The following is a 19,273-nucleotide window of genomic DNA, read 5'->3' as shown; positions in this document are numbered from 1 at the left end:
TCTTGTTCTCCTTATTGGGCGGGCCTAAACGGCCCGCCTGTATTGCCCTCAGGCCGCTTGCCGTGCTTGCAGGGCCAAAAGCGCGGCAGACAGCTGAGCCTCGGCCCACCCTTCCGATACGGCCCTGTGCAATATGTCGGCCTGGCTTTCGGGCGCGTTGCCACCAATCGGCGGGTCGGTGTCCAGATTGGTCGGGAACGGATAGCCCTCAGCCGTTGCGGCAATAGCGGCATTCAGCTCTGCCGCACTCAGCGCCCCCCGTTGTTTCAGGGCGACCAGCGACGGAAACACCGCCTGCGACATAGACTGCCGGTCAACCATCTCCATCGCGCGGCCAAAAGCGGATGAGACCTGCAACAGGTTCGCCATCCGCTGAATATCCGTACTGCTGTTTTCCCCGGCAGCGTGGAACAGCGCCGGGTTGAAGAACACCGCATCCCCCTTCGCAAGGGGCAACTGAATGTAGTTCTCTTCAAAAAACGCCCGGTGTGCCGCATCGTGAAAGGCCAGATATCCCGGCGCGTAAAGCTGCGAAAACGGCAACAGTTTGGTTGGGCCGCTTTCCACGGGCATGTCACAATGCGCAACCGCGCCTTGCAAGGTCAGCGAGGCCGTCACCAGATGGGCATGGGCCGGATACCGGGCGGCGCTGTCGGCGGTTTGAAAGCCCAGATGGTAATCCCGATGCGCCTGCTGTGCCTTGCCGCCGGGGCGCACCTGATTGATTTGCGCGGTCATTTGATAGTTCGGCCCCAGCCACGCCTCGCAAGCCGCTGCAATGGCCACATTCCCGAAATAGAGTGCAAAGCCCTCGGGGTCGCGCAAGCACTGTTTCTGCAATGCGTTCCATATGCGGTCATTCGCGCCCGAGGCCGCGAAGTGGTCGCCTTCTCCGGCCCCGCCCTGACGTTCTTCCACGATGATCTGCTGGAACACAGCCGTCGCCCGGTCGATCACGGACGTATCCGCAAATGCGCCTTTTAGAACGATCACACCCGCAGATTTGTCCAACACGCCTGCCCATTCCGCCAGCAGCGCTTTTCTTTGATCTGCCTTCTCCAGCGCCGGGCGCAGAGCGTGCATATCATAGATCGGAACGTTCTTTTGCACCGATGCGGCATGAGGAACCGCACCGGTTGTCAGGTTTTGCGAAGTCAACACCTTGAATTCATCCAGATCACAGGATTCCCGGTCAAAATAGCCGACATATCCAAGGTCTTGATGTACCATGACAAACTCCTCTTTCATGGCTTCGGTGTTGCCCCGAGGGGCGGTGATTAAACGGTGATCTCCAACCCTGCCTTGCCGCAAACCTCGACGATGTGGTCATAGCCCAATTTGGAGTACTCATAGGGCGGCGCCTTGGCGGGGTCCTGCTCTGCCTCGACCACGATCCAGCCGCTGTAATCCATTGCTTTCAACGCGTTGGCTACGGCCTGAAAGTCGATGCAGCCATCACCCGGCACGGTGAATGCGCCGGCAATTACGGCATCCAGAAAGCTGCGATTGTTCTCGCGCGTGTCCTGCACGATGTCTGGGCGGATGTCCTTGAAATGCACGTGATGCACCCGGTCGCCCCAACGGTTCAGCGTGGCCATCACGTCGCCACCGCCAAACAGCAAGTGACCCGTATCGAAACACAGCTTCAGCTCGGGGCCTGAACCTTGCATCAGCCAGTTCACATCCTCTTCGCTTTCGATGATCGTGCCCATATGATGGTGATAGGCCACCGGCATACCCTGATCTGCCATCCATTTGGCAAGCTCGGTCAGCTTGCCCGCATAGGCCAGAACCTCGTCTTTGGACAGCTTCGGGCGGTCATTGACCGGTGTTCCGATCTGCCCCTGAACGGTATTTGAACACTCGGCGTAAACAATGCAGGGGCTGTTCAGCGCAACAAATTGTTCCACCTGCTCGCGCACGATGGCGATCTCGGCCTCAAGGTCATTGACCAGAGTACTGCCCGAACACCAACCGCCACACAGCGCGATGTCGTTTGCGTCCAGATAGGCGCGCAACCCTTCGGTGTCGCCGGGCATCCGCTGGCCCCGTTCAACACCGGTATAGCCGATCTCGCGCGCTTCTTTCAGCGCCTGCTCCATCGTGTAGGCTGCGGTCAGGTCTGGCAGATCGTCATTCTGCCAGGCAATCGGAGAGATACCGATCTTCACGCTCATTTCGTGTTTCTTTCCTTGATGGCGACCTCATAGGCCGCACGTTTTTCGTTTACTTCCGGACGGATGCTGACCTCGGGCACCGCCACTTCCCACCACGTTCCGCCATATTCGGTCGATGGGTAGGGATCGGTGTCGATCACCACCACATAGGGGCCTTTGATGTCACTTCGCTTGGCCAGTGTCTCCTCAAGCTCGGTGATCGAGCTGACCTTGAGCGCGGTCGCCCCCATTGCTTCGGCATGTTTGGCAAAGTCGATCACCGAATTTTCGCCGCCGATTGCGTGATCCAGCAGGTTGTTAAACTCGGCCCCGCCGGTTCCCATCTGCAAACGGTTGATGCAGCCAAAGCCGCGATTGTCGGTGACCACAACGGTGAACGAAATCCCCATCATCGCCGCCGTCGCCATTTCCGAGTTCGCCATCATGTAAGTACCGTCGCCGGTAAAGCAGATCACGTCGCGGTCGGGCTGGGCCATCTTGATGCCCATCGCACCGGCGATCTCATACCCCATGCAGCTGAAGCCATATTCCATATGATAGGCACCGGAGCGCGGTGCCTTCCACAGCTTGTGCAACTCACCCGGCATCGTGCCCGCGGCACACATGGCAACGGTGTTTTCATTGGCCGCCCGCTGCACGGCACCAATCACCTGCATATCCGTGGGCAGCGCATTGCTGTCTGCGGGCGCGTCGGTCAATGCGTCGACCTTGGCAAACCATTCCGACTTCAGCGTTGCAGGCATATCAGGCGCGCGGTAACCGCCCAACGCGTCGCTCAGTTCACCCAGCCCAACGCGGGCGTCAGACTGCAGCGGCATCGCGCCGTGCTTTGCCGCGTCATAGGCGGCGGTGTTCAGGCTGATCAATTCCCGCTCTGGGTTCGCGAACAATCCCCAAGACCCGGTGGTGAAATCCTGAAAACGGGTGCCGACGCCCAGCACCAGATCCGCCTCGGCGCAGATATCGTTGGCAGGCTCACCGCCGGTGACGCCAATCGGACCAAGGTTCAGCGGGTGATCCCAGGCCAGCGCGGATTTACCAGCCTGCGTCTCGGCCACCGGCACGTTGTGCGCCTCGGCAAAGCGCTGCAAAGCGGCGGTCGCGTCCGAATAATGCACACCGCCCCCGGCCACGATCACAGGGCGCTTGGCTGCTTTAATCGCGGCCACGGCCCGTGTCAGTTCACCCTCATCCGGACGAATTCGGCGCTGATACCAGACGCGCGGCTCAAAAAAGCTTTCGGGATAGTCATAAGCCTCGGCCTGCACATCCTGACAAAAGGCCAGCGTCACCGGACCGCAATCCGCCGGGTCCGTCATCGTGCGGAAGGCGCGCGGCAGCGCCGTCAACAGGTGCTCCGGCCGGGTGATGCGGTCGAAATAGCGGCTGACCGGTCTGAAACAGTCATTCGCGCTGATGGTTCCGTCCGAAAACACTTCGGGTTGCTGCAAAACCGGGTCGGGACCACGCGTGGCAAACACGTCACCGGGCAGCAACAAAACCGGCAGGCGGTTCACATGGGCCAGAGCAGCAGCGGTGACCATGTTGGTGGCCCCCGGCCCGATGGACGAAGTGACCGCCATCGCCCGCCTGCGCCCCAACTGCTTGGCATAAGCAATCGCGCAATGCGCCATGGTCTGTTCATTGTGACCGCGATAGGTGGGCAGGCTGTCTTTCACACCGTGCAGCGCCTCGCCCAGACCGGCCACGTTGCCATGGCCGAAAATCGCCCAGACACCTGCGATAAAGGGCTCTCCGGCCTCGTTCATCTGCGCGCCCAGATAGCGCACCAGAGCCTGCGCCGCAGTCAATCGGACTGTCTTGCTCATCATGATCCCTTTCAACTCAGCTCCGCCTTTGGCGACCTGCGGGTTTTGTCATTTGCGAAGGTGCCAGCTTTTGTATCAAAGCCTGAAAAAAGTGGGGCGTCACGTGCCACCGCCCGATGGATGCCCCATTGGGGCATCCAAGTTCTGTACTTTAAACCGTACCGCCCAGCGATCCTTCTAGCTCGGCCATTTCCTGACCGCCTGCCATCAGGTCCTGCAACTGCTCTGGCGTGATCTCGCCACGCGTTGCTGTGCCCAGCGTCTTGCCCCGGTTCAAAACGGTGAACCTGTCACCCACCGCCAGCGCGTGACGCACGTTGTGGCTGATGAAAACCACGCCGACGCCCTGACTGCGTACCTTGTCGATGGTGGCCAGAACGTTCGAAGTCTGGCGCACACCAAGGGCCGAGGTCGGCTCGTCCAAGATCAGGATCTTGGCACCAAAATACACGGCGCGGGCAATGGCAACGGTCTGCCGTTCCCCCCCAGACAAGGTGCCAACAGCCTGATCCGGCCCGCGCAGGTTGATGCCCATCTTGCGCATCTCTTCCATGCAGACCTCATTCGCGTGTTCAACATCGAACCGTTTCAGCAGACCCTTACCCTTGGTCGGCTCGCGCCCCATGAAAAAGTTGCGCGTGACGCTCATCAACGGGATCATCGCCAGATCCTGAAACACGGTCGCAATGCCTGCCTCCATCGCATCCCGCGGAGTGTCAAAATGCAGCGGTTTGCCCTCGAAAAAGATCTCGCCCTTGGTGGGTTTATGTACCCCGGACATGGTCTTGATGAAGGTCGACTTGCCCGCGCCGTTATCGCCCAGCAGGCAGTGGCATTCACCCGGTTTGACGTCGAAACTGACGCCCGCCAATGCGATGATGTTGCCAAAGTGCTTCTCGATATCCTTCATTTCCACGATGGGGGCCTGATCGCCTGCCGCATCGCCATGGTGGAACTTGGTATCTTCGGTCATATCAGCGCTCCCCGGTTACGCGTTTGCGGATCGCGTTGTTGAACAGAACGGCAATCAGCAGCATCGCGCCCAGGAACACCTGGAACCAGTCCTGATCGAAATCCGTATAGGTCAGTCCGATGACAACCATGCCAAAGATGATCGAACCAAAGAACGCCCCGATGGCCGAGCCATATCCGCCCGTCAGCAGACAGCCCCCGATCACGGCAGCGATGATCGCCTCGAATTCTTTCTGGAAACCACGCCGTGCGTCGGTCGAGCCCGCGTCGATCACCGTAATGATGGCTACCAATGCAGCGCAACAGGCGGTCAGCATGAACAGAGACACCTTGATCTTGCTCACGGGAACACCGGAATTCGATGCCGCAGTGCTGTCACCGCCCGCCGCGAAAATCCAGTTCCCCGCCGGGGTTCGCAGCAACACATAGGTGGCGGCCAATGCCAGCACGATGAACCACAGGATTTCGACCGGAACGCCGGGCACCTTGGGTGCTCCGCTTTTGAAAGTGTCAATCATGCCATTGGCCGCCAGCCAGGCAAACAGGCTGCCAAAGGCTTCGCCCGAAAAGAACGGCGCCAGCCAGTCGTTTTCAACCACGTCACGCACACCGCGCAACTGGGTCGACCCTCCGGTCGCCGCTTTGAGGCCAACAAGGGACAAGCCACGCAGAATGAACAGGAAAGCCAGCGTCACGATAAAGGACGGCAGGCCAGATCTTATGACGATATTGCCGTTCACTGCTCCGACGAATGCCGCGAATACAAATGTCATGGGGATCGCAATGATCAGTGGCAGATGCCATGTCACCACGCAGACGCCGAAGAACAGGCCCGCAAACGCCACCATCGATCCGATGGACAGATCAAACTCACCACCGATCATCAGAAGGGCCGCACCGATTGCTAGAATGCCCAGCTGTGCCGCAGGTGTCATGAAGTTCATGACCCCGGCCAGGGTAAACATCGAATCGTCTGCTGTGATGGCAAAGAAGATGACCACCAGAACGACACCGGCCATCGCACCGAGTTCGGGCCGTTTCATGAGCTTGGTCATGAAAGGTTCTTTCTTGACCCTTTCGTCCCCGGCGATTTGCGCTGAGTCACTCATCGTTTCCTCCCACTTGGGTGGGAGCGGCGCCACCGCGCCGCCCCGTTTAGTTCAGGTTGCGGTATGGATCAGCGGATGCCCTGCGCGGACAGCTCGATCACCTGCGCGGCCTTGTCCTGAGTGATCAGGTTCGGACCCGAAGGAACGTTGCCACCGGGCATCAGGCCGTATTTGGCGTGCAGGCCCATGAAGTTCACCGACAGATACCCTTGCAGATACTGCTGCTGGTCAATGGCAAAGGCCGCGTCGCCATCCGCAATCGATTGCAGGAAGTTGGCCGACAGGTCGAAGGATGCAACATTCACATCACGGCCCGACGCTTTGACAGCGGCAACAGTCGGCTCACCGGCCGAGCTTGCACCCAGCGCCATGACCGTATCGACGGCTTCGTTTGCAGCCAGAGCAGCCGAGACCTTCGACTCGATTTCCGACGGGTCATTCGAGGTTGGCAGAACTTCGACATTACCGCCAAAGCCTTCCGCGAAACCTGCGCAACGCAGGTCCAGCGCAACGTTGCCCACTTCGTGGTTCACGCAGATCGCGGTTTTACCTCCCATCGAAGCCAGTTGTTCACCTGCAGCTTTCCCAGCGTCAAACTCGTCCTGACCCACGTGCAGCAACGCACCCAGCTGTTTCGACACATCCGATCCCGAGTTGATCGAGATCACCGGGATTCCAGCGGCAACGGCACGTTCGATTGACGGGCCAAGCGCATCCGCATCCGGGATCGAAACGATCAGGCCATCAGGTTCCTGGTTCACCGCAGCGTCGATCAGCTGCGACATGGCCACCATGTCGAAGGTTTCCGGCGCGCGGTATTCCACATTCACACCGACATCCTTGCCAGCCTGTTCAACACCGTTCTTCACGACGTTCCAGAATGCGTCATTGGCCTGGCCATGCGATACGACCACGATGTCCTGCGCAAGAGCGGGCGTAGCCAGGGCCAGTGCCCCCGCGGCAAGTGCACCTTTAACGAATTTCTTCATTTCAGTTTCCTCCCATTGGTTCAGTCTGATCTTCTGTTGGGGTACCGGCCCCAATCATCCGGCTGTGCCGAATCTCAGTGGCTGCGGCGCAGGGCCGAGCTGTTGTTAGTTTGAAGAATTTTGGTCATTTTGCAACCGGTTTCAAAATTTCCTCCATCCGGACGGGCTTTCCCGTCTTCGCTGACAGGGTCGCGGCCTCGGCCATCGCCAGCGCCGCCACACCATCCTGCAACGTGACGGGAACGTCGGAACCGCCGCTGACGGCATCAACAAATGCGGCCCATTCCACGCGATAGGCCGGCATGTAGCGTTCCAGAAAGAAATAAGTCGGTTTTGCGCCCACTACGCCATCTGCCGTCGATTTCACGACGGTGTTTTCCAGCATGTTATGCGCCTGCAACAACCCTTCCGAGCCCAGCACCTCGACCCGCTGATCATAGCCATAGGCAGCCCGGCGCGAGTTCTTGATGACCCCAATCCGGCCGTCTGCGTAAGTCATTGTGACCACAGCCGTATCCACATCGCCTGCCGCGCCGATCTCCGCATCCACAAGCGACGATCCCACCGCCGTGACGGTCTGAGGCACATCCCCCATCAGAAAGTTCGCCATGTCAAAATCGTGGATCATCATGTCCCGAAACAGTCCTCCGGACACTTTTACATAGCTGACCGGAGGCGGTGCCGGGTCAAATGACGTGATCGACAACAGTTCGGCCTTGCCGATTTCACCTGCGTCCAAACCGGCCTTCAAAGCTGCAAAATTAGGATCGAACCGCCGGTTAAACCCGATCATGACAGGTTTGCCGCGCCCCGCGACGGCTGTCAGACAGTCTTGCGCCCTCTGAAGGCTCAGATCGACGGGCTTTTCGCACAGAACGGCTTTGCCAGCGCCCGTGGCCGCCTCGATCAGGTCGGAATGCGTATCCGTCGGCGTTGCAATCAGAACCGCGTCAATTTCGGGATCAGCGATTATTTCTTCTGAACTGCGTGCCTCGGCCCCATATTCATCCGCGAGGTTGTTCGCCGCTTCGGGCAGCGCATCGGATACGGCACACAACCTGCTCCCCGGATGGGAAGATATGGCCTGCGCATGAACACGCCCAATACGCCCGGCACCCAGCAATCCGACCCTCAACATGCAGCTCTCCCGAATCTTGTTGTTGTGCGTAACAATGATTTTCTTTGCAACCGGTTGCAATATATTTTTTGCATCGCCCCCGGTTTTGCCAGCGGCTCCCGCAGCCTCAACGCGAATACCGCGCAAAAACCCGGTCTGATCTCAACAGGATTACCCCGACCGACACGCATTTTCCGCGCAAATGCCAGCCTACGGGAATCCCCCAATATCGCCGCCCGGTGAATCACGTTAGATTGTACTTAAGGAACACATACTACCACTCTGTGACCCCTTAGAGGGGCTGGCATGACCCCCTCGTCCAGCCCCTCATACCACACCAAACAGCCACAAGATCACATCGCGCCGACCAAAGCAGGCGCATGTCCGGTATTGATCTGGTTTGACAATGGCGATCCCTGAAGGACTCGAACCCTCAACCTGCTGATTAGAAGTCAGCTGCTCTATCCAGTTGAGCTAAGGGACCGCTGCGCCCTTCTTGCGGTTTTTACCCGCGGGGTTCAAGAGGCAAGCGCATGAATGCGCTGTTGGGATCGTCAACATACCCAAAGATTGGCCCGCAATAGGAATAGCCCAGCGACTCATACAGCTTGCGGGCGGCATCATATTCGCGAAGATGGCTCGCCCCGGTCTCAAGAACCAAAGCCTCGCACCCCTCTGCGCCAGCCTGTTCAGCCAGATGCGTCATCAGCACGTGCGCCAGCCCGCGCCCTCTTGCCTGCGCCAGAATATGCACCGATTTCACTTCGGCGGTTCCATCGGGCAGCGCTTTCAGCGCACCGCATCCCAATGGCTGCTGTCCGTCAAAAATGGCCCAGAATCGCACCCCCGGGCCAGCCAATGCTTCGGCGTCCATCGTGTGGTTGCTTTCCGCAGGTCCCGCAGTTTCGCCATGGGCAAAATGCGCCTCGACAATCGGGCGTAATACGTCCGATGTCGGGTCAGCCTCGCGGATTTCGATCATTCAGTGCGTCCAGGGGGCACGCCGGTCGGTTGCGAAATTCTCGCCATAGCCCCGCGCACGCAGATTGGGTTTGCGCTTGTGCGGCTCGCTGACCTCAGCATCGATACCGTGGGCCTTGGCATAATCCAGCGCCTCTTCCCTCGTGTCGAACTTCAGGCGCACCTGAGCCTGCGTGTCGCTGGACGACGTCCAGCCCATCAGCGGATCAACCTCGCGCGCCGAGGCCGGGGCGTATTCCAGAACCCATTTGCGGGTCTTGGCCATCCCCGAGGTCATCGCATTTCTTGCGGGCTGGTAAATCCGTGCGCGCATGTCGCCTCTCCGTACTCACTTGGCTGAGCCTGTTTATGCGTCAGAGCGCGCCCGGGGGCAAGATTGCAATTGTCGCGGCCCTCGCCCGCGAACTCATGCCAGAAACTGTCATCAGGCTGGGATAGGATCGCGCCAAACAAATGCAAGAACATTACACCATCTCACTCCCGCACAGTCTCAGACCGCATTGCGCGCAATGAATTCGGATCGGCCCTTGCAGTTGGACAAAATAAGAACAAATGTAAGGGCCTGACGCCCGGAGCCTGCCTATGCCATACGCCCATTCCGACAAGACCCAATTGACCGCCGAAGACGTGCGCGCCCGCCTGAAACTGGAAGGCGGCAGGCAATTCGTGATGCATACCGAATTCAATCCGGCGGGCGATCAGCCCACGGCGATCAAGGAATTGGCGGGCGGCGTGCTGGAAGGGGAACGCGATCAGGTGCTGCTGGGCGCGACCGGAACGGGCAAGACCTTCACCATGGCCAAGGTGATCGAGGAAACCCAGCGCCCCGCCATCATCCTGGCCCCCAACAAAACGCTCGCCGCGCAGCTATACGGTGAATTCAAGGGCTTCTTCCCCGAAAACTCGGTGGAATATTTCGTGTCCTACTACGACTATTACCAACCCGAAGCTTATGTGCCGCGCTCTGACACCTACATCGAGAAAGAATCGCAGATCAACGAACAGATCGACCGGATGCGCCACTCGGCCACGCGGGCGCTGCTGGAACGCGATGACGTGATCATCGTCGCCTCGGTGTCGTGCATCTACGGTATCGGTTCGGTCGAAACCTACGGGGCGATGACGCAGGATCTGAAGGTCGGTCACGAATACGACCAGCGGCAGGTGATGGCCGATCTGGTGGCCCAGCAATACCGCCGCAACGATCAGGGGTTTCAGCGCGGCTCGTTCCGGGTGCGGGGCGACAGTCTGGAAATCTGGCCCGCCCACCTTGAAGACCGCGCCTGGAAACTGTCCTTCTTCGGCGAGGAACTGGAACAGGTCACCGAATTCGACCCGCTGACCGGCGAAAAGACCGACACGATGGACCATATCCGGGTCTATGCGAATTCCCACTATGTGACGCCGAAACCGACGATGCAGCAGGCGATCATCGGGATCAAAAAAGAACTGCGGATGCGCCTCGACCAGCTGGTCGGCGAAGGCAAACTGCTCGAGGCGCAGCGGCTGGAACAACGCACCAATTTCGATCTGGAAATGCTCGAGGCCACCGGCGTCTGCAACGGGATCGAGAACTATTCGCGCTATCTTACCGGCCGCGCACCGGGCGAGCCGCCCCCGACCCTGTTCGAATTCATCCCCGACAACGCCATCGTCTTTGCCGACGAATCCCATGTCAGCGTGCCGCAGATCGGCGGCATGTACCGGGGCGACTACCGGCGCAAGTTCACGCTGGCCGAACACGGGTTCCGCCTGCCGTCCTGCATGGACAACCGGCCTTTGAAGTTCGAGGAATGGGATGCCATGCGCCCGCAATCCGTCTTTGTCTCGGCCACCCCCGCCGCGTGGGAGCTGGACCAGACCGGCGGCGTCTTCACCGAACAGGTGATCCGCCCCACCGGCCTGCTGGACCCGCAGGTCGAAATCCGCCCCGTGTCGATGCAGGTCGACGACCTGCTGGACGAGGTGCGCAAGGTCGCCGCCGATGGCTATCGCACATTGGTCACAACGCTGACCAAACGCATGGCCGAGGATCTGACCGAATACCTGCACGAACAGGGCATCAAGGTGCGCTACATGCATTCCGATATCGACACGCTGGAACGCATCGAGATTCTGCGCGACCTGCGTCTGGGCGCGTTCGACGTGCTGGTCGGCATCAACCTGCTGCGTGAAGGGCTCGACATTCCCGAATGCGGGCTGGTCGCCATTCTGGACGCCGACAAGGAAGGCTTTCTGCGGTCCGAGACCTCGCTGGTTCAGACCATCGGCCGCGCCGCGCGCAACGCCGATGGCCGGGTGATTATGTATGCCGACAAGATCACCGGTTCGATGGAACGCGCGCTGGCCGAAACCGACCGCCGCCGCGCCAAGCAGATGGCCTATAACCTGGAACACGGCATCACGCCCGCGACAGTGAAAAAGAATGTCGAGGATGTTCTGGCCGGGCTGTATGCGGGCGACGTGGACATGAACCGCGTCACCGCCACCATCGACAAACCGATGCATGGCGCCAACCTCGAGGCGCATCTGAACGGGCTGCGCGACCAGATGCGAAAAGCCGCCGAGAACCTGGAGTTTGAAGAGGCCGCCAACATCCGCGATGAAATCAAACGCCTGGAAGCGGTCGATCTGGCCATCGCCGACGACCCTATGGCCCGCCAATGGGCGGTCGAGAAAGCGTCTGAGGATGCAGTGAAATCGCGTGGGCGGTCAACGGCTGGAAGGCCGGGGCAAAGGGGTGGGAATGTGAAGCGGAGAAAACGATAGCTATGCTTAAAAAGTTCATATTGCTTGCGTTCTCGAGCGTCCTTGTGACTTTGCCAAGTGGGCCAGCGATTTCCGAAACTGAAAACCGATCGACCGAACTGGGGCGACCTTTGAGGGTGCTCGCCGAGGGAATGTCCGGTGTGCTCTTAAGGCAAGTCTTGGAATTAAGTGATCTAGGTGAAATTGATTTCAACTATAAATCAGACAAGTTGTCTGACTTCGATATGCTCGTGATTTTTGTGGATGAGTTCGAAGAGGCAGCCGCACTAGGGATAGTCGAGCAACTGGGTTTGGGCGATGAATTTGCGCCTGAAGCTGGTGAAAATCCGTTTATTATCAACGTCTCGATCAAATTTAAAGAAGCCGAAAAACGGTTCTCCATAATTGCGATTGATCGAAGGCAGTTTTATGCAAGAGATATCTCGTGCCATCCACCTTTTCTAAGAGATATTATTTTACAGTTTGACGCCAATGCTGTTGCTGAAAACGAGGCCAGCTATCGGACTGCACCTGATTGCGGCGGCGGTATTTAGTTCGCATGGGATGGGATTTTACCTGATAGAGCGGCTGGATGCCTCCAAAGTGTGAACTGGAAACTCCACCCCACACTCCACCCTTGCAGCCCAGCGCCTCCTCCTCCACGTTTGAAATCACAAATTGTGATTCCAAACGGTTGCCATGACGAACCCCAACGCCCTGCCCAGCGCGCATGAGGTCCAAAACGCCATTCACCGGGTGCGCGGCACCCGCGTGGTGCTGGCCGAAGATGTGGCGAAGGTTCTTTTGTAAAGAGAAGGGCGGGAACCCCCGCCCGAACCGTTACCCCTTATCCCAATGGGCAATCACGTCGTACCCAACCGGCGTCGGCGGGCCTTCCATGAATTCGGCGAAATGGCCCCACAGCTCGGCCACTTTGGGCGCATTCGCGTTCGAGGTCGCCTCGCTTTCGACCACCGAAATCACATAGCCCGAACCATCCTCGTTCATCACATTGGTAAAACTGTGCATGCCGGGCATACCCATGATGTCGGATTTCAATTCATTCATCTTCGCCGTCGCCGCCTCGCGCGTACCGGGCTTCATTTTGTATTGGGTAATTCGTGCAAACATCACTTTCCTCCGTCGTCTGGCAAAATTGCCATGTAACACGGCCGGAACGGCCCCGCCGCGCGTACTCTAGCACGGCAGTCCGAAATCTCGCATTGATACCGGCGATTTGCGCCGATTTTCAACCATACACCGCACTGCATCCGGGCGGCTGTCCCTTCAGGGTTGCAGCCTCGCCCCCAGTGCGGTTGTTTTTGCACCGATGGATGCTTGATCCCAATCAATGTCGAAACGCAAATGCGTCGGCAAAGTGGGTCCCATGCAAACACAGAACCCAACCGGAATTGACGCCTACAAACCCGCCCAGATCGCCGAGCTGGTTGAAACCGCCGGTGTTGCCAAGGCACATCTCACGGTCAGCCAGACACTGACTCTGGCGATACTCGCGGGCGTGTTCATCGGCTTCGGCGGGGCCGCCTATACCATGGTCATGACCGGCGTTGACCCGGGGTTTGGACCGGCCCGGTTTCTGGGTGGGGTCGTGTTCTCGCTGGGCCTGATCCTTGTGGTCGTCGGCGGGGCCGAGCTGTTCACTGGAAATGCCCTGATGACTATCGCGGCGGTGGACCGGAAAATCTCGCCGCGCGCCCTGCTGCGCAACTGGGGCCTCGTGTATCTCGGGAATTTGGTCGGGTCTATCGCGCTGGCTCTGGCCTTCGCTGCAACCGGTTTGCTGGACGGGCCCATGGGGGCCACCGCATCAGCAATCGCAAATGGCAAGGCCGACCTCTCGGCCACCCAAGCCTTTACGCGCGGCGTTCTGTGCAACGCGCTGGTCTGCCTTGCCGTCTGGCTGAGCTTCGCGGCCAGATCGGTGGTGGGCAAGGTCATGGCGGTACTCTGGCCCATTGCAGCATTTGTCCTGTTGGGGCTCGAGCATTCCGTCGCCAATATGTACCTGCTGCCGCAGGGCGCGCTTGCGGGTGCCGACCTCGGTTTTGGCGCGGCCATGGGTAACCTCTTCTGGGTCACGATCGGCAATATTGTCGGCGGCGCAGGCGGCGTCGCGCTTGCCTATCGCTTTGCCTATCTGCGCAATACGCCCGGCTGAGCACGCGGTTTATCAGGTTTAGGGCAGGGATATCCCCACACTCCACCCTTGCACCCCGCTCCACCCTCCTCCACGTTTGAAATCACAAATTGTGATTCCAAACGGCTGCCATGACGAACCCGAAAAACCTGCCCAGCTCGCATGAGGTCCAAAGTGCCATTCACAGGGTGCGCGGCACCCGCGTGGTGCTGGCCGAGGATCTGGCGCAGTTCTACGGAAAATCCGTCAGTGCCTTCAATCAGGCCGTCTCGCGCAACACCAACCTGTTCGAAGGCTACCGCTTTCAGCTTTCCGATGCCGAGGTTGCCGATTTGCAATCACAGAATGTGATTTCAAAACCCAAAGGCCGCGGCGGGCGGCGGGTCAATCCGTGGGTCTATACCGATTACGGCGTGGCCATCGCCTCGGCCCTGTTCAAGGACCCGCGCGCGATCAAGATCACGCGGATGATCACCGAAGCCTTTGTCGATGGCGCGAACGCCCTGGCCGAGACCCCGCGCAGCGTGCCGGAAATCCTGCCCCCCGAACAGGCCCCTGCCCCGCTGCTGCCCAATGGCGACCAACTGCGCGAACTGGCCGAAAACATCCTCGATTCCGGGCAGCAGAGCCTTGTCGATTATATCGCCAACCCCACTACCAAACGCCAACAGGCCGTGGCGGTGATCATGAAGACGCTGGCCGAAACCGCCGGGGAAGAGGTCCGCACCCAACAGGAACGCCTGCGTCTGCGTATCGCCGAACGGCTGGCCACCGGCGATTATGCCAGTGACGACGACCGCAAAGGGTTGTTGGAACTGCTACAGGCGATGAAAGGCTAGACCCTTCCCCCGAATTCAGGGGCGCACGAACTTGGCGCTTCCCACCGACCGTTCGCGCGGCTTCGGCTGGTCCTGCGCCTGCACGCTGGTCGCACGTGGCAGCTCCAGCTCGGCATACCCGCAGGCCACCCCGTCACCATCCGGATCGTTGCGCTCATGATAACCCGGCTGTCCTGCGCGGAACGGCCCGATCCCCATGGCCTGCGTCGCATCACATCCCGCCAGCGCGAACAGGTGGATCACCGCCTCGTCCCGCTCATAGCCCGAGGTGCGCAGAAAGACGCCCGTGGCAATCAGCGCGGTCGTCAGCGGCAGCAGCAGAACCATGACCAGTATCCTCAGCGGGGACAGCGCCTGCCGCCGCGCCGCCTCGGCACGCTGGTGTCGTTTGGCCGAGCGCGGGTTCAGGTCAGGTGCTTCCTGCGTTGGTTTCTTGAACAACATGCCCAGACCCATAAGGGCAATATGTGGCAAAGCCGAGGCAACACAGTTCCACCGGGTTCAAAAAATCTGGCCCGGCCCGAAACCGCCGCCCGCACAGGCACAACGCGGCTTACTGTCAGTGATGTCCGACCGTCACCGGACCACATGCACCGCGCAAGGGGCGTGGCGCACAATATGGGACGCGGTGGATCCCAGCAGCAGATCCTGCATCCCCGGCCGGTGCGAGGCCACGATGATCAGGTCCGGGTGATGCGCCTCGGCCCAGTCCAGAATGGTCCGGCCGGAATGCCCTTCGATCACGACGCCCGTGGCATTCGGCAATTGCGACGCCAGCGTATCAAGCTCCGACTGAATCGCCTTTCGGGCCTCGGTCAGATATTCGGACGGCATGTACGAGATTGCATAATTTGGAATATGCTCAACCACATGCAGCAATGTGACCTGCGCGTCCGGCGTGGCCAGAACCCGGGCCAGTTTCAACGGCCCGGACGTGTCTCTTTCAGCATCGAAAGAGATCGGAACGAGAATGTTGTGATACATAGCATGCGCCTCCGTTTTGCAGGCTTACTTTGAAACAGACATGCACGGCAGGCTTTGATTCAGGTCAGGTAGAGCCAAATGTCTCTGCAACGTCATACATGACCGGCTCAAAGCTCTTGCACAGCTCGTTGATCTTGCGGTTGCGGTCGCGCATCTCGGCGGTCCGCAGCATGGCCAGGAAATCCTCGCGGCGTTGCCATTGCGAATAGTTGGCAATCCGGGTTTGCGCATCATTCACATGAAGCCCGGCAGAAACAAAGCCGGGCTGCTTCGAGATGAACTCGGAATAGGCGTCGGTCAGCGCCTCCAAAAGGTCCTGACAGGTGCCGGGCGTCATTTCAAACGTGGTGATAACTGTCTGAACACTGGCGTTTTTGGCGATTTTCGGCATCGGGATTCTCCATTTCTTTCCCCAAGCCTAGCACATCAGATTGAAACGTCGCCTATTTCCTTGCCGCTGCGCCAATCCGCGCTTTTCTGCGCCCGTTTGTCAGGCGGCTGGCCACCCGGTATGGGCGACCAGCCGCTGTTTCAACGCTCCATGCGCATCGTGACCGAGACTTCGCCTTTCAGGTGATCCGGCCAGCGCAGAATAAGACTGTCACCACTGGCCCCCTGTTCGGTCAAAACATGAGGGACCGAATAGACAAGGTTGTTGAACACCCCGGTCAGCGACCCGATGGCAGTGACCCCATCGCAGCCGCGCGCCTTGCCGCCAAATGGCAATTCCCCGTTTGCCGAAACTGACCAGACATTCGCGACCGAGTTCTGCTGGCTGCGGACGCGCAGCGGGTTCGATGATCTCTTGGCAATCCCGTGATAGGTATTGTTCTCGTAGGTCACGTTCGAATGCCTGTTATTGTCCAGATCGGCAAAAGATGTATCGACCCGTTCCGCCCGATCGATCGAACCGCTGGTGGCGCGGAACTTGTTGCCGGTCACCGTCACGCCATTCAGGTAATGGCCAGCGCCATAGGGACGGATGATGATATAACTGAACCAGGCCGGTGCATCGCTCGAGAAAAAGATATTATCCGTGATGCTCATCGAACTGAACGAAAACCCGCTGGTATAGGTGGGTGCCGCATCCCGTTCATTGGTCCATTCGATAAAGCAGTTGTCGACATAGTTCTCGGCAATGGTCGAGGTGTTGTAGGTACCGATCATGATCAGCCCCGCGGTACGGACCCCCTGCGGGATGCCGTCGCCCTGAAAGAAATGGTTGCCCAGAACCAAATTGGTGCCACCGCCCAGAACGGCAAAATGCTTGAACCGCACCGCCTGATTGTGACGCAGCTTCACATCGTTCGAGTTGGTGTTCAGCCCGATGGAGTTCCGGTCCGTCACGTCGAGCGCCTCTTCTGAGGACAGGAACTGGCAATTGTCGATCAGCAGTCCCTTGCACCCCGTCGCGGTCGAGGTCAGGCCCCGATCCTTCGGGCGACTGATAAAACAGTCTTTCAGCGAAAACGTACTGCCCGAAGCCGCCAGACGAATACCGCTGCACCGGCTGTTGCACTGAAACTCGATCTGTTCCATGCCGAACTTCCGCAACGTATCGAAACCGCTGAAATCCAGCAGGTATTTGAACGACTGAAAAGTAAAGGTCTGGGTACCGGCGGCGTCATAGATCGGCGCGCTGAGGGTTATCTCACCGGCGCCTATGTTTTTCGAGCGCACGTAAACCTCACGCCCGACACCACTGCCCTCAACCAGCGATCCCACAGGAATATTGGCCACATTGGCGACGTTGGTCAGACGTGTCTTGTCCAGGGGGTCATAGGTGGCGACAGAGGTGAAGGTTTCTGTGTCCCAGGCGGTTCCGCTTTTGACATCGAACTGCCCGTTGCGGATCACGCGCCGCGTGGAAAAGCCGCTTTGCTTGTTGGGAACCGCAGCGGCCATGTCGATCGGCGCGGAAACGGAAATCTTGCGCCCGCCCAGATCCAGCGAATCGTGGCCCGAATTGTTCAGCAGCGCCTGAAACGCCTTCTTGAAGGCCAGCTCCTCATCTCCGAACGCATCGATATATGCGGGCAGATGGAAATCCTTGGTCAGCAACAGCATCTTGTCATCCGGCATGGTGACGGTGCCTTCGAATTCAATCTCCGCATCGATGCTGGTGTTCTCCGCAAGGTGATAGGTGCCCTGCGGAACAAAGACCCGGCGGCCACCGGCGGCCTGATCCGCCGCCTCAAACGCAACCGAGTCATCCGTCACACCGTCACCAACGGCACCAAAGTCGCGAACATCGACCAGGCTGATCATCTCGCGCAGAAAGAACCCGGTGACATCGGTGATCTCAAGATCATCGACGCGCACCAGCGCGCCGTTGGCCCCTTCGATATCCAGGCCGAAATGCCCGTAAAGGGCGGCCAGCCCCCAGGGCATGTCCACGCCCGGGCGCTGGCCGGTGCCGACAATCGCGGTGATCTCGTGTACCGTGCCATAGCCCGACAGCTGGGTGGCCGGCCCCTGCTCCACAACACCTGCTACGTGCACATCACCCGCGCCACCGGCCCAAGCTGCAATGCGCACCGACGGCAACGGGCCACTGATCGCCTTGACCCGGGCTTTGATCTGCAAATAGCAACCGGGCAGGATCGGCGTCTGCCCCATGTAACGCAATTGCTGCGTTGTGTTGACCTTCAGGATTTCAAGACAACCGGCAAAATCCGCATCCGCCGGAACAAATACCCCGGTGCCGGACCCGCCATATGTGGGCGATCCGGGTGTTCCGTCCCCCGCAGACCAAACCGTCAGACCATTCGCGAATTGAGGCGGCATGAACACGATGCCGTCGGTGATTGCCTTGTTCATTGAAAACCCTTTCCCAATCGCGTCGCGCAAATCCGGCGACGCGTTCAAACCCCGTGTTCAGGTCCGCCCCGAACGCGACAGTCTGGATATCGAAAAGGAATTAATCACGGCTCATATCACCGTGACGGTGGTGTTGCCTCAGGCCGCAGGGTCAGCGGCACCCAACAGTTGCACCCCGTTGATCTTCCAGCCTTCCGTCAGCGGGATCATCTGATAGTCCAGAAGATGCACCCGCCCGTTACCGTCCGTAATCATCACCTTCTGCCACAGCGCGCCATCAACCTCGCGCAGTTCCAGAAAACGCACATCAGCAGGACGCCAGACCATGGGATAGCCATTGCGCACCATCGCGCCGAAATTGTCAGGGTTTCGGAACAGACGCCGGATGCTGGGGCTGGCAAAGGTGAAGGCGGTCGCAAAGTCATCCGCCCGGAAGGCCTGTATCTGCGCCGCGATATTGGCCTCGATCTCGGCACTCTGCGCAAATGCGCCCGACGCCAGCCCGGCGCTCAGGGATAATGCAAGCAGTAGTCGACGCATGGGGCCACCT

At 59.3% G+C, this 19,273-nt stretch carries 19 protein-coding genes and 1 tRNA gene; 4 read left to right on the top strand and 16 right to left on the bottom strand.

The features are described from left to right. Window positions 1-48 precede the first annotated feature (48 nt). From ACR0NZ_RS09885 to ACR0NZ_RS09840, 10 genes are all read right to left on the bottom strand, one after another. Window positions 49-1,230, bottom strand: a complete 1,182-nt coding sequence (locus tag ACR0NZ_RS09885; RefSeq protein WP_480518584.1) for a phytanoyl-CoA dioxygenase family protein — start codon at window positions 1,228-1,230, stop codon at window positions 49-51. A gap of 47 nt (window positions 1,231-1,277) precedes the next feature. Continuing rightward, the gene (gene iolE, locus ACR0NZ_RS09880; protein WP_480518582.1) at window positions 1,278-2,177 is read right to left on the bottom strand and encodes a myo-inosose-2 dehydratase; all 900 of its coding nucleotides are present in this window, start codon (window positions 2,175-2,177) and stop codon (window positions 1,278-1,280) included. After that, window positions 2,174-4,006, bottom strand: a complete 1,833-nt coding sequence (gene iolD, locus ACR0NZ_RS09875; protein WP_480518580.1) for a 3D-(3,5/4)-trihydroxycyclohexane-1,2-dione acylhydrolase (decyclizing) — start codon at window positions 4,004-4,006, stop codon at window positions 2,174-2,176. The genes iolE and iolD overlap by 4 nt, the downstream gene beginning before the upstream one ends. 151 nt (window positions 4,007-4,157) lie before the next feature. Beyond that, entirely contained in the window at window positions 4,158-4,979 is an 822-nt protein-coding gene (locus tag ACR0NZ_RS09870; protein WP_480475274.1) for an ATP-binding cassette domain-containing protein, read from the bottom strand. 1 nt (window position 4,980) lies between these two features. After that, window positions 4,981-6,087 carry an ABC transporter permease gene (locus ACR0NZ_RS09865; RefSeq protein ID WP_480475272.1) on the bottom strand — a complete coding sequence of 369 codons (1,107 nt, stop codon included), beginning with the start codon at window positions 6,085-6,087 and terminating at the stop codon, window positions 4,981-4,983. 68 nt (window positions 6,088-6,155) lie between these two features. Continuing rightward, window positions 6,156-7,076 carry a sugar ABC transporter substrate-binding protein gene (locus ACR0NZ_RS09860; protein WP_267364100.1) on the bottom strand — a complete coding sequence of 307 codons (921 nt, stop codon included), beginning with the start codon at window positions 7,074-7,076 and terminating at the stop codon, window positions 6,156-6,158. 124 nt (window positions 7,077-7,200) lie between these two features. After that, entirely contained in the window at window positions 7,201-8,214 is a 1,014-nt protein-coding gene (gene iolG, locus ACR0NZ_RS09855; protein ID WP_480518578.1) for an inositol 2-dehydrogenase, read from the bottom strand. A gap of 386 nt (window positions 8,215-8,600) precedes the next feature. Continuing rightward, window positions 8,601-8,677 (bottom strand) — tRNA-Arg (locus ACR0NZ_RS09850). Between the two features lie 21 nt (window positions 8,678-8,698). Continuing rightward, window positions 8,699-9,175, bottom strand: coding sequence for a GNAT family N-acetyltransferase (locus ACR0NZ_RS09845; protein ID WP_480518577.1), 477 nt, complete (start codon window positions 9,173-9,175; stop codon window positions 8,699-8,701). Beyond that, on the bottom strand, window positions 9,176-9,487 hold the full coding sequence (locus ACR0NZ_RS09840) for an ETC complex I subunit (RefSeq protein ID WP_480518575.1): 312 nt from the start codon (window positions 9,485-9,487) through the stop codon (window positions 9,176-9,178). Window positions 9,488-9,756: 269 nt separating this feature from the next. Between ACR0NZ_RS09840 and uvrB the strand changes: the two genes are divergently transcribed. Both uvrB and ACR0NZ_RS09830 read left to right on the top strand, forming a co-directional pair. Then, window positions 9,757-11,943 carry an excinuclease ABC subunit UvrB gene (gene uvrB / locus ACR0NZ_RS09835; protein ID WP_480518573.1) on the top strand — a complete coding sequence of 729 codons (2,187 nt, stop codon included), beginning with the start codon at window positions 9,757-9,759 and terminating at the stop codon, window positions 11,941-11,943. A 2-nt stretch (window positions 11,944-11,945) separates the two neighbouring features. Then, window positions 11,946-12,476 (top strand): hypothetical protein, encoded by a 531-nt coding sequence (locus tag ACR0NZ_RS09830; protein ID WP_480518571.1) that lies wholly within the window; start codon window positions 11,946-11,948, stop codon window positions 12,474-12,476. A 286-nt stretch (window positions 12,477-12,762) separates the two neighbouring features. Here the strand turns inward: ACR0NZ_RS09830 and ACR0NZ_RS09825 are convergent, their stop codons facing one another. Next, window positions 12,763-13,053, bottom strand: coding sequence for an antibiotic biosynthesis monooxygenase family protein (locus ACR0NZ_RS09825; protein ID WP_209507883.1), 291 nt, complete (start codon window positions 13,051-13,053; stop codon window positions 12,763-12,765). Between the two features lie 256 nt (window positions 13,054-13,309). On the opposite strand from ACR0NZ_RS09825, the gene ACR0NZ_RS09820 reads away from it, so the two are divergent. After that, on the top strand, window positions 13,310-14,101 hold the full coding sequence (locus ACR0NZ_RS09820) for a formate/nitrite transporter family protein (RefSeq protein ID WP_480518569.1): 792 nt from the start codon (window positions 13,310-13,312) through the stop codon (window positions 14,099-14,101). A 110-nt stretch (window positions 14,102-14,211) separates the two neighbouring features. Then, on the top strand, window positions 14,212-14,919 hold the full coding sequence (locus ACR0NZ_RS09815) for an ORF6N domain-containing protein (RefSeq protein ID WP_480475260.1): 708 nt from the start codon (window positions 14,212-14,214) through the stop codon (window positions 14,917-14,919). A 15-nt stretch (window positions 14,920-14,934) separates the two neighbouring features. Here ACR0NZ_RS09815 and ACR0NZ_RS09810 read toward each other — a convergent pair whose 3' ends face one another. The 5 genes from ACR0NZ_RS09810 to ACR0NZ_RS09790 all read right to left on the bottom strand — a co-directional run bounded on the left by ACR0NZ_RS09810 (window position 14,935) and on the right by ACR0NZ_RS09790 (window position 19,263). Then, window positions 14,935-15,363, bottom strand: coding sequence for an excalibur calcium-binding domain-containing protein (locus tag ACR0NZ_RS09810; RefSeq protein ID WP_480518567.1), 429 nt, complete (start codon window positions 15,361-15,363; stop codon window positions 14,935-14,937). 132 nt (window positions 15,364-15,495) lie between these two features. Beyond that, window positions 15,496-15,903 (bottom strand): universal stress protein, encoded by a 408-nt coding sequence (locus tag ACR0NZ_RS09805; protein ID WP_480475256.1) that lies wholly within the window; start codon window positions 15,901-15,903, stop codon window positions 15,496-15,498. Window positions 15,904-15,967: 64 nt separating this feature from the next. After that, complete coding sequence (locus ACR0NZ_RS09800) at window positions 15,968-16,294, bottom strand: antibiotic biosynthesis monooxygenase family protein (RefSeq protein WP_480475254.1); 327 nt, start codon at window positions 16,292-16,294, stop codon at window positions 15,968-15,970. Window positions 16,295-16,434: 140 nt separating this feature from the next. After that, a complete protein-coding gene (locus ACR0NZ_RS09795) occupies window positions 16,435-18,723 on the bottom strand; it encodes a glycosyl hydrolase family 28-related protein (RefSeq protein ID WP_480518565.1) in 2,289 nt (762 codons plus the stop codon). 138 nt (window positions 18,724-18,861) lie between these two features. Next, a complete protein-coding gene (locus tag ACR0NZ_RS09790; protein WP_480518563.1) occupies window positions 18,862-19,263 on the bottom strand; it encodes a DUF4864 domain-containing protein in 402 nt (133 codons plus the stop codon). Between the last annotated feature and the right edge of the window lie 10 nt (window positions 19,264-19,273).

The sequence above is a fragment of the Ruegeria sp. AE3 genome (genome assembly GCF_056542225.1).
Note: the sequence above shows the minus strand (reverse complement) of the source record. Positions and strands in the feature narration are given on the sequence as shown.

What these genes read in the sequence shown, in the direction of transcription:
- ACR0NZ_RS09865 (WP_480475272.1), bottom strand. Translation starts at nt 6,087, where the DNA reads ATGAGTGACTCAGCGCAAATCGCCGGGGACGAAAGGGTCAAGAAAGAA.
- ACR0NZ_RS09830 (WP_480518571.1), top strand. Translation starts at nt 11,946, where the DNA reads ATGCTTAAAAAGTTCATATTGCTTGCGTTCTCGAGCGTCCTTGTGACT.
- ACR0NZ_RS09790 (WP_480518563.1), bottom strand. Translation starts at nt 19,263, where the DNA reads ATGCGTCGACTACTGCTTGCATTATCCCTGAGCGCCGGGCTGGCGTCG.
- ACR0NZ_RS09825 (WP_209507883.1), bottom strand. Translation starts at nt 13,053, where the DNA reads ATGTTTGCACGAATTACCCAATACAAAATGAAGCCCGGTACGCGCGAG.
- ACR0NZ_RS09800 (WP_480475254.1), bottom strand. Translation starts at nt 16,294, where the DNA reads ATGCCGAAAATCGCCAAAAACGCCAGTGTTCAGACAGTTATCACCACG.
- uvrB (WP_480518573.1), top strand. Translation starts at nt 9,757, where the DNA reads ATGCCATACGCCCATTCCGACAAGACCCAATTGACCGCCGAAGACGTG.
- iolE (WP_480518582.1), bottom strand. Translation starts at nt 2,177, where the DNA reads ATGAGCGTGAAGATCGGTATCTCTCCGATTGCCTGGCAGAATGACGAT.
- iolG (WP_480518578.1), bottom strand. Translation starts at nt 8,214, where the DNA reads ATGTTGAGGGTCGGATTGCTGGGTGCCGGGCGTATTGGGCGTGTTCAT.
- ACR0NZ_RS09805 (WP_480475256.1), bottom strand. Translation starts at nt 15,903, where the DNA reads ATGTATCACAACATTCTCGTTCCGATCTCTTTCGATGCTGAAAGAGAC.
- ACR0NZ_RS09795 (WP_480518565.1), bottom strand. Translation starts at nt 18,723, where the DNA reads ATGAACAAGGCAATCACCGACGGCATCGTGTTCATGCCGCCTCAATTC.
- ACR0NZ_RS09820 (WP_480518569.1), top strand. Translation starts at nt 13,310, where the DNA reads ATGCAAACACAGAACCCAACCGGAATTGACGCCTACAAACCCGCCCAG.
- ACR0NZ_RS09840 (WP_480518575.1), bottom strand. Translation starts at nt 9,487, where the DNA reads ATGCGCGCACGGATTTACCAGCCCGCAAGAAATGCGATGACCTCGGGG.
- ACR0NZ_RS09845 (WP_480518577.1), bottom strand. Translation starts at nt 9,175, where the DNA reads ATGATCGAAATCCGCGAGGCTGACCCGACATCGGACGTATTACGCCCG.
- ACR0NZ_RS09885 (WP_480518584.1), bottom strand. Translation starts at nt 1,230, where the DNA reads ATGGTACATCAAGACCTTGGATATGTCGGCTATTTTGACCGGGAATCC.
- ACR0NZ_RS09860 (WP_267364100.1), bottom strand. Translation starts at nt 7,076, where the DNA reads ATGAAGAAATTCGTTAAAGGTGCACTTGCCGCGGGGGCACTGGCCCTG.
- ACR0NZ_RS09810 (WP_480518567.1), bottom strand. Translation starts at nt 15,363, where the DNA reads ATGTTGTTCAAGAAACCAACGCAGGAAGCACCTGACCTGAACCCGCGC.
- ACR0NZ_RS09815 (WP_480475260.1), top strand. Translation starts at nt 14,212, where the DNA reads ATGACGAACCCGAAAAACCTGCCCAGCTCGCATGAGGTCCAAAGTGCC.
- ACR0NZ_RS09870 (WP_480475274.1), bottom strand. Translation starts at nt 4,979, where the DNA reads ATGACCGAAGATACCAAGTTCCACCATGGCGATGCGGCAGGCGATCAG.
- iolD (WP_480518580.1), bottom strand. Translation starts at nt 4,006, where the DNA reads ATGAGCAAGACAGTCCGATTGACTGCGGCGCAGGCTCTGGTGCGCTAT.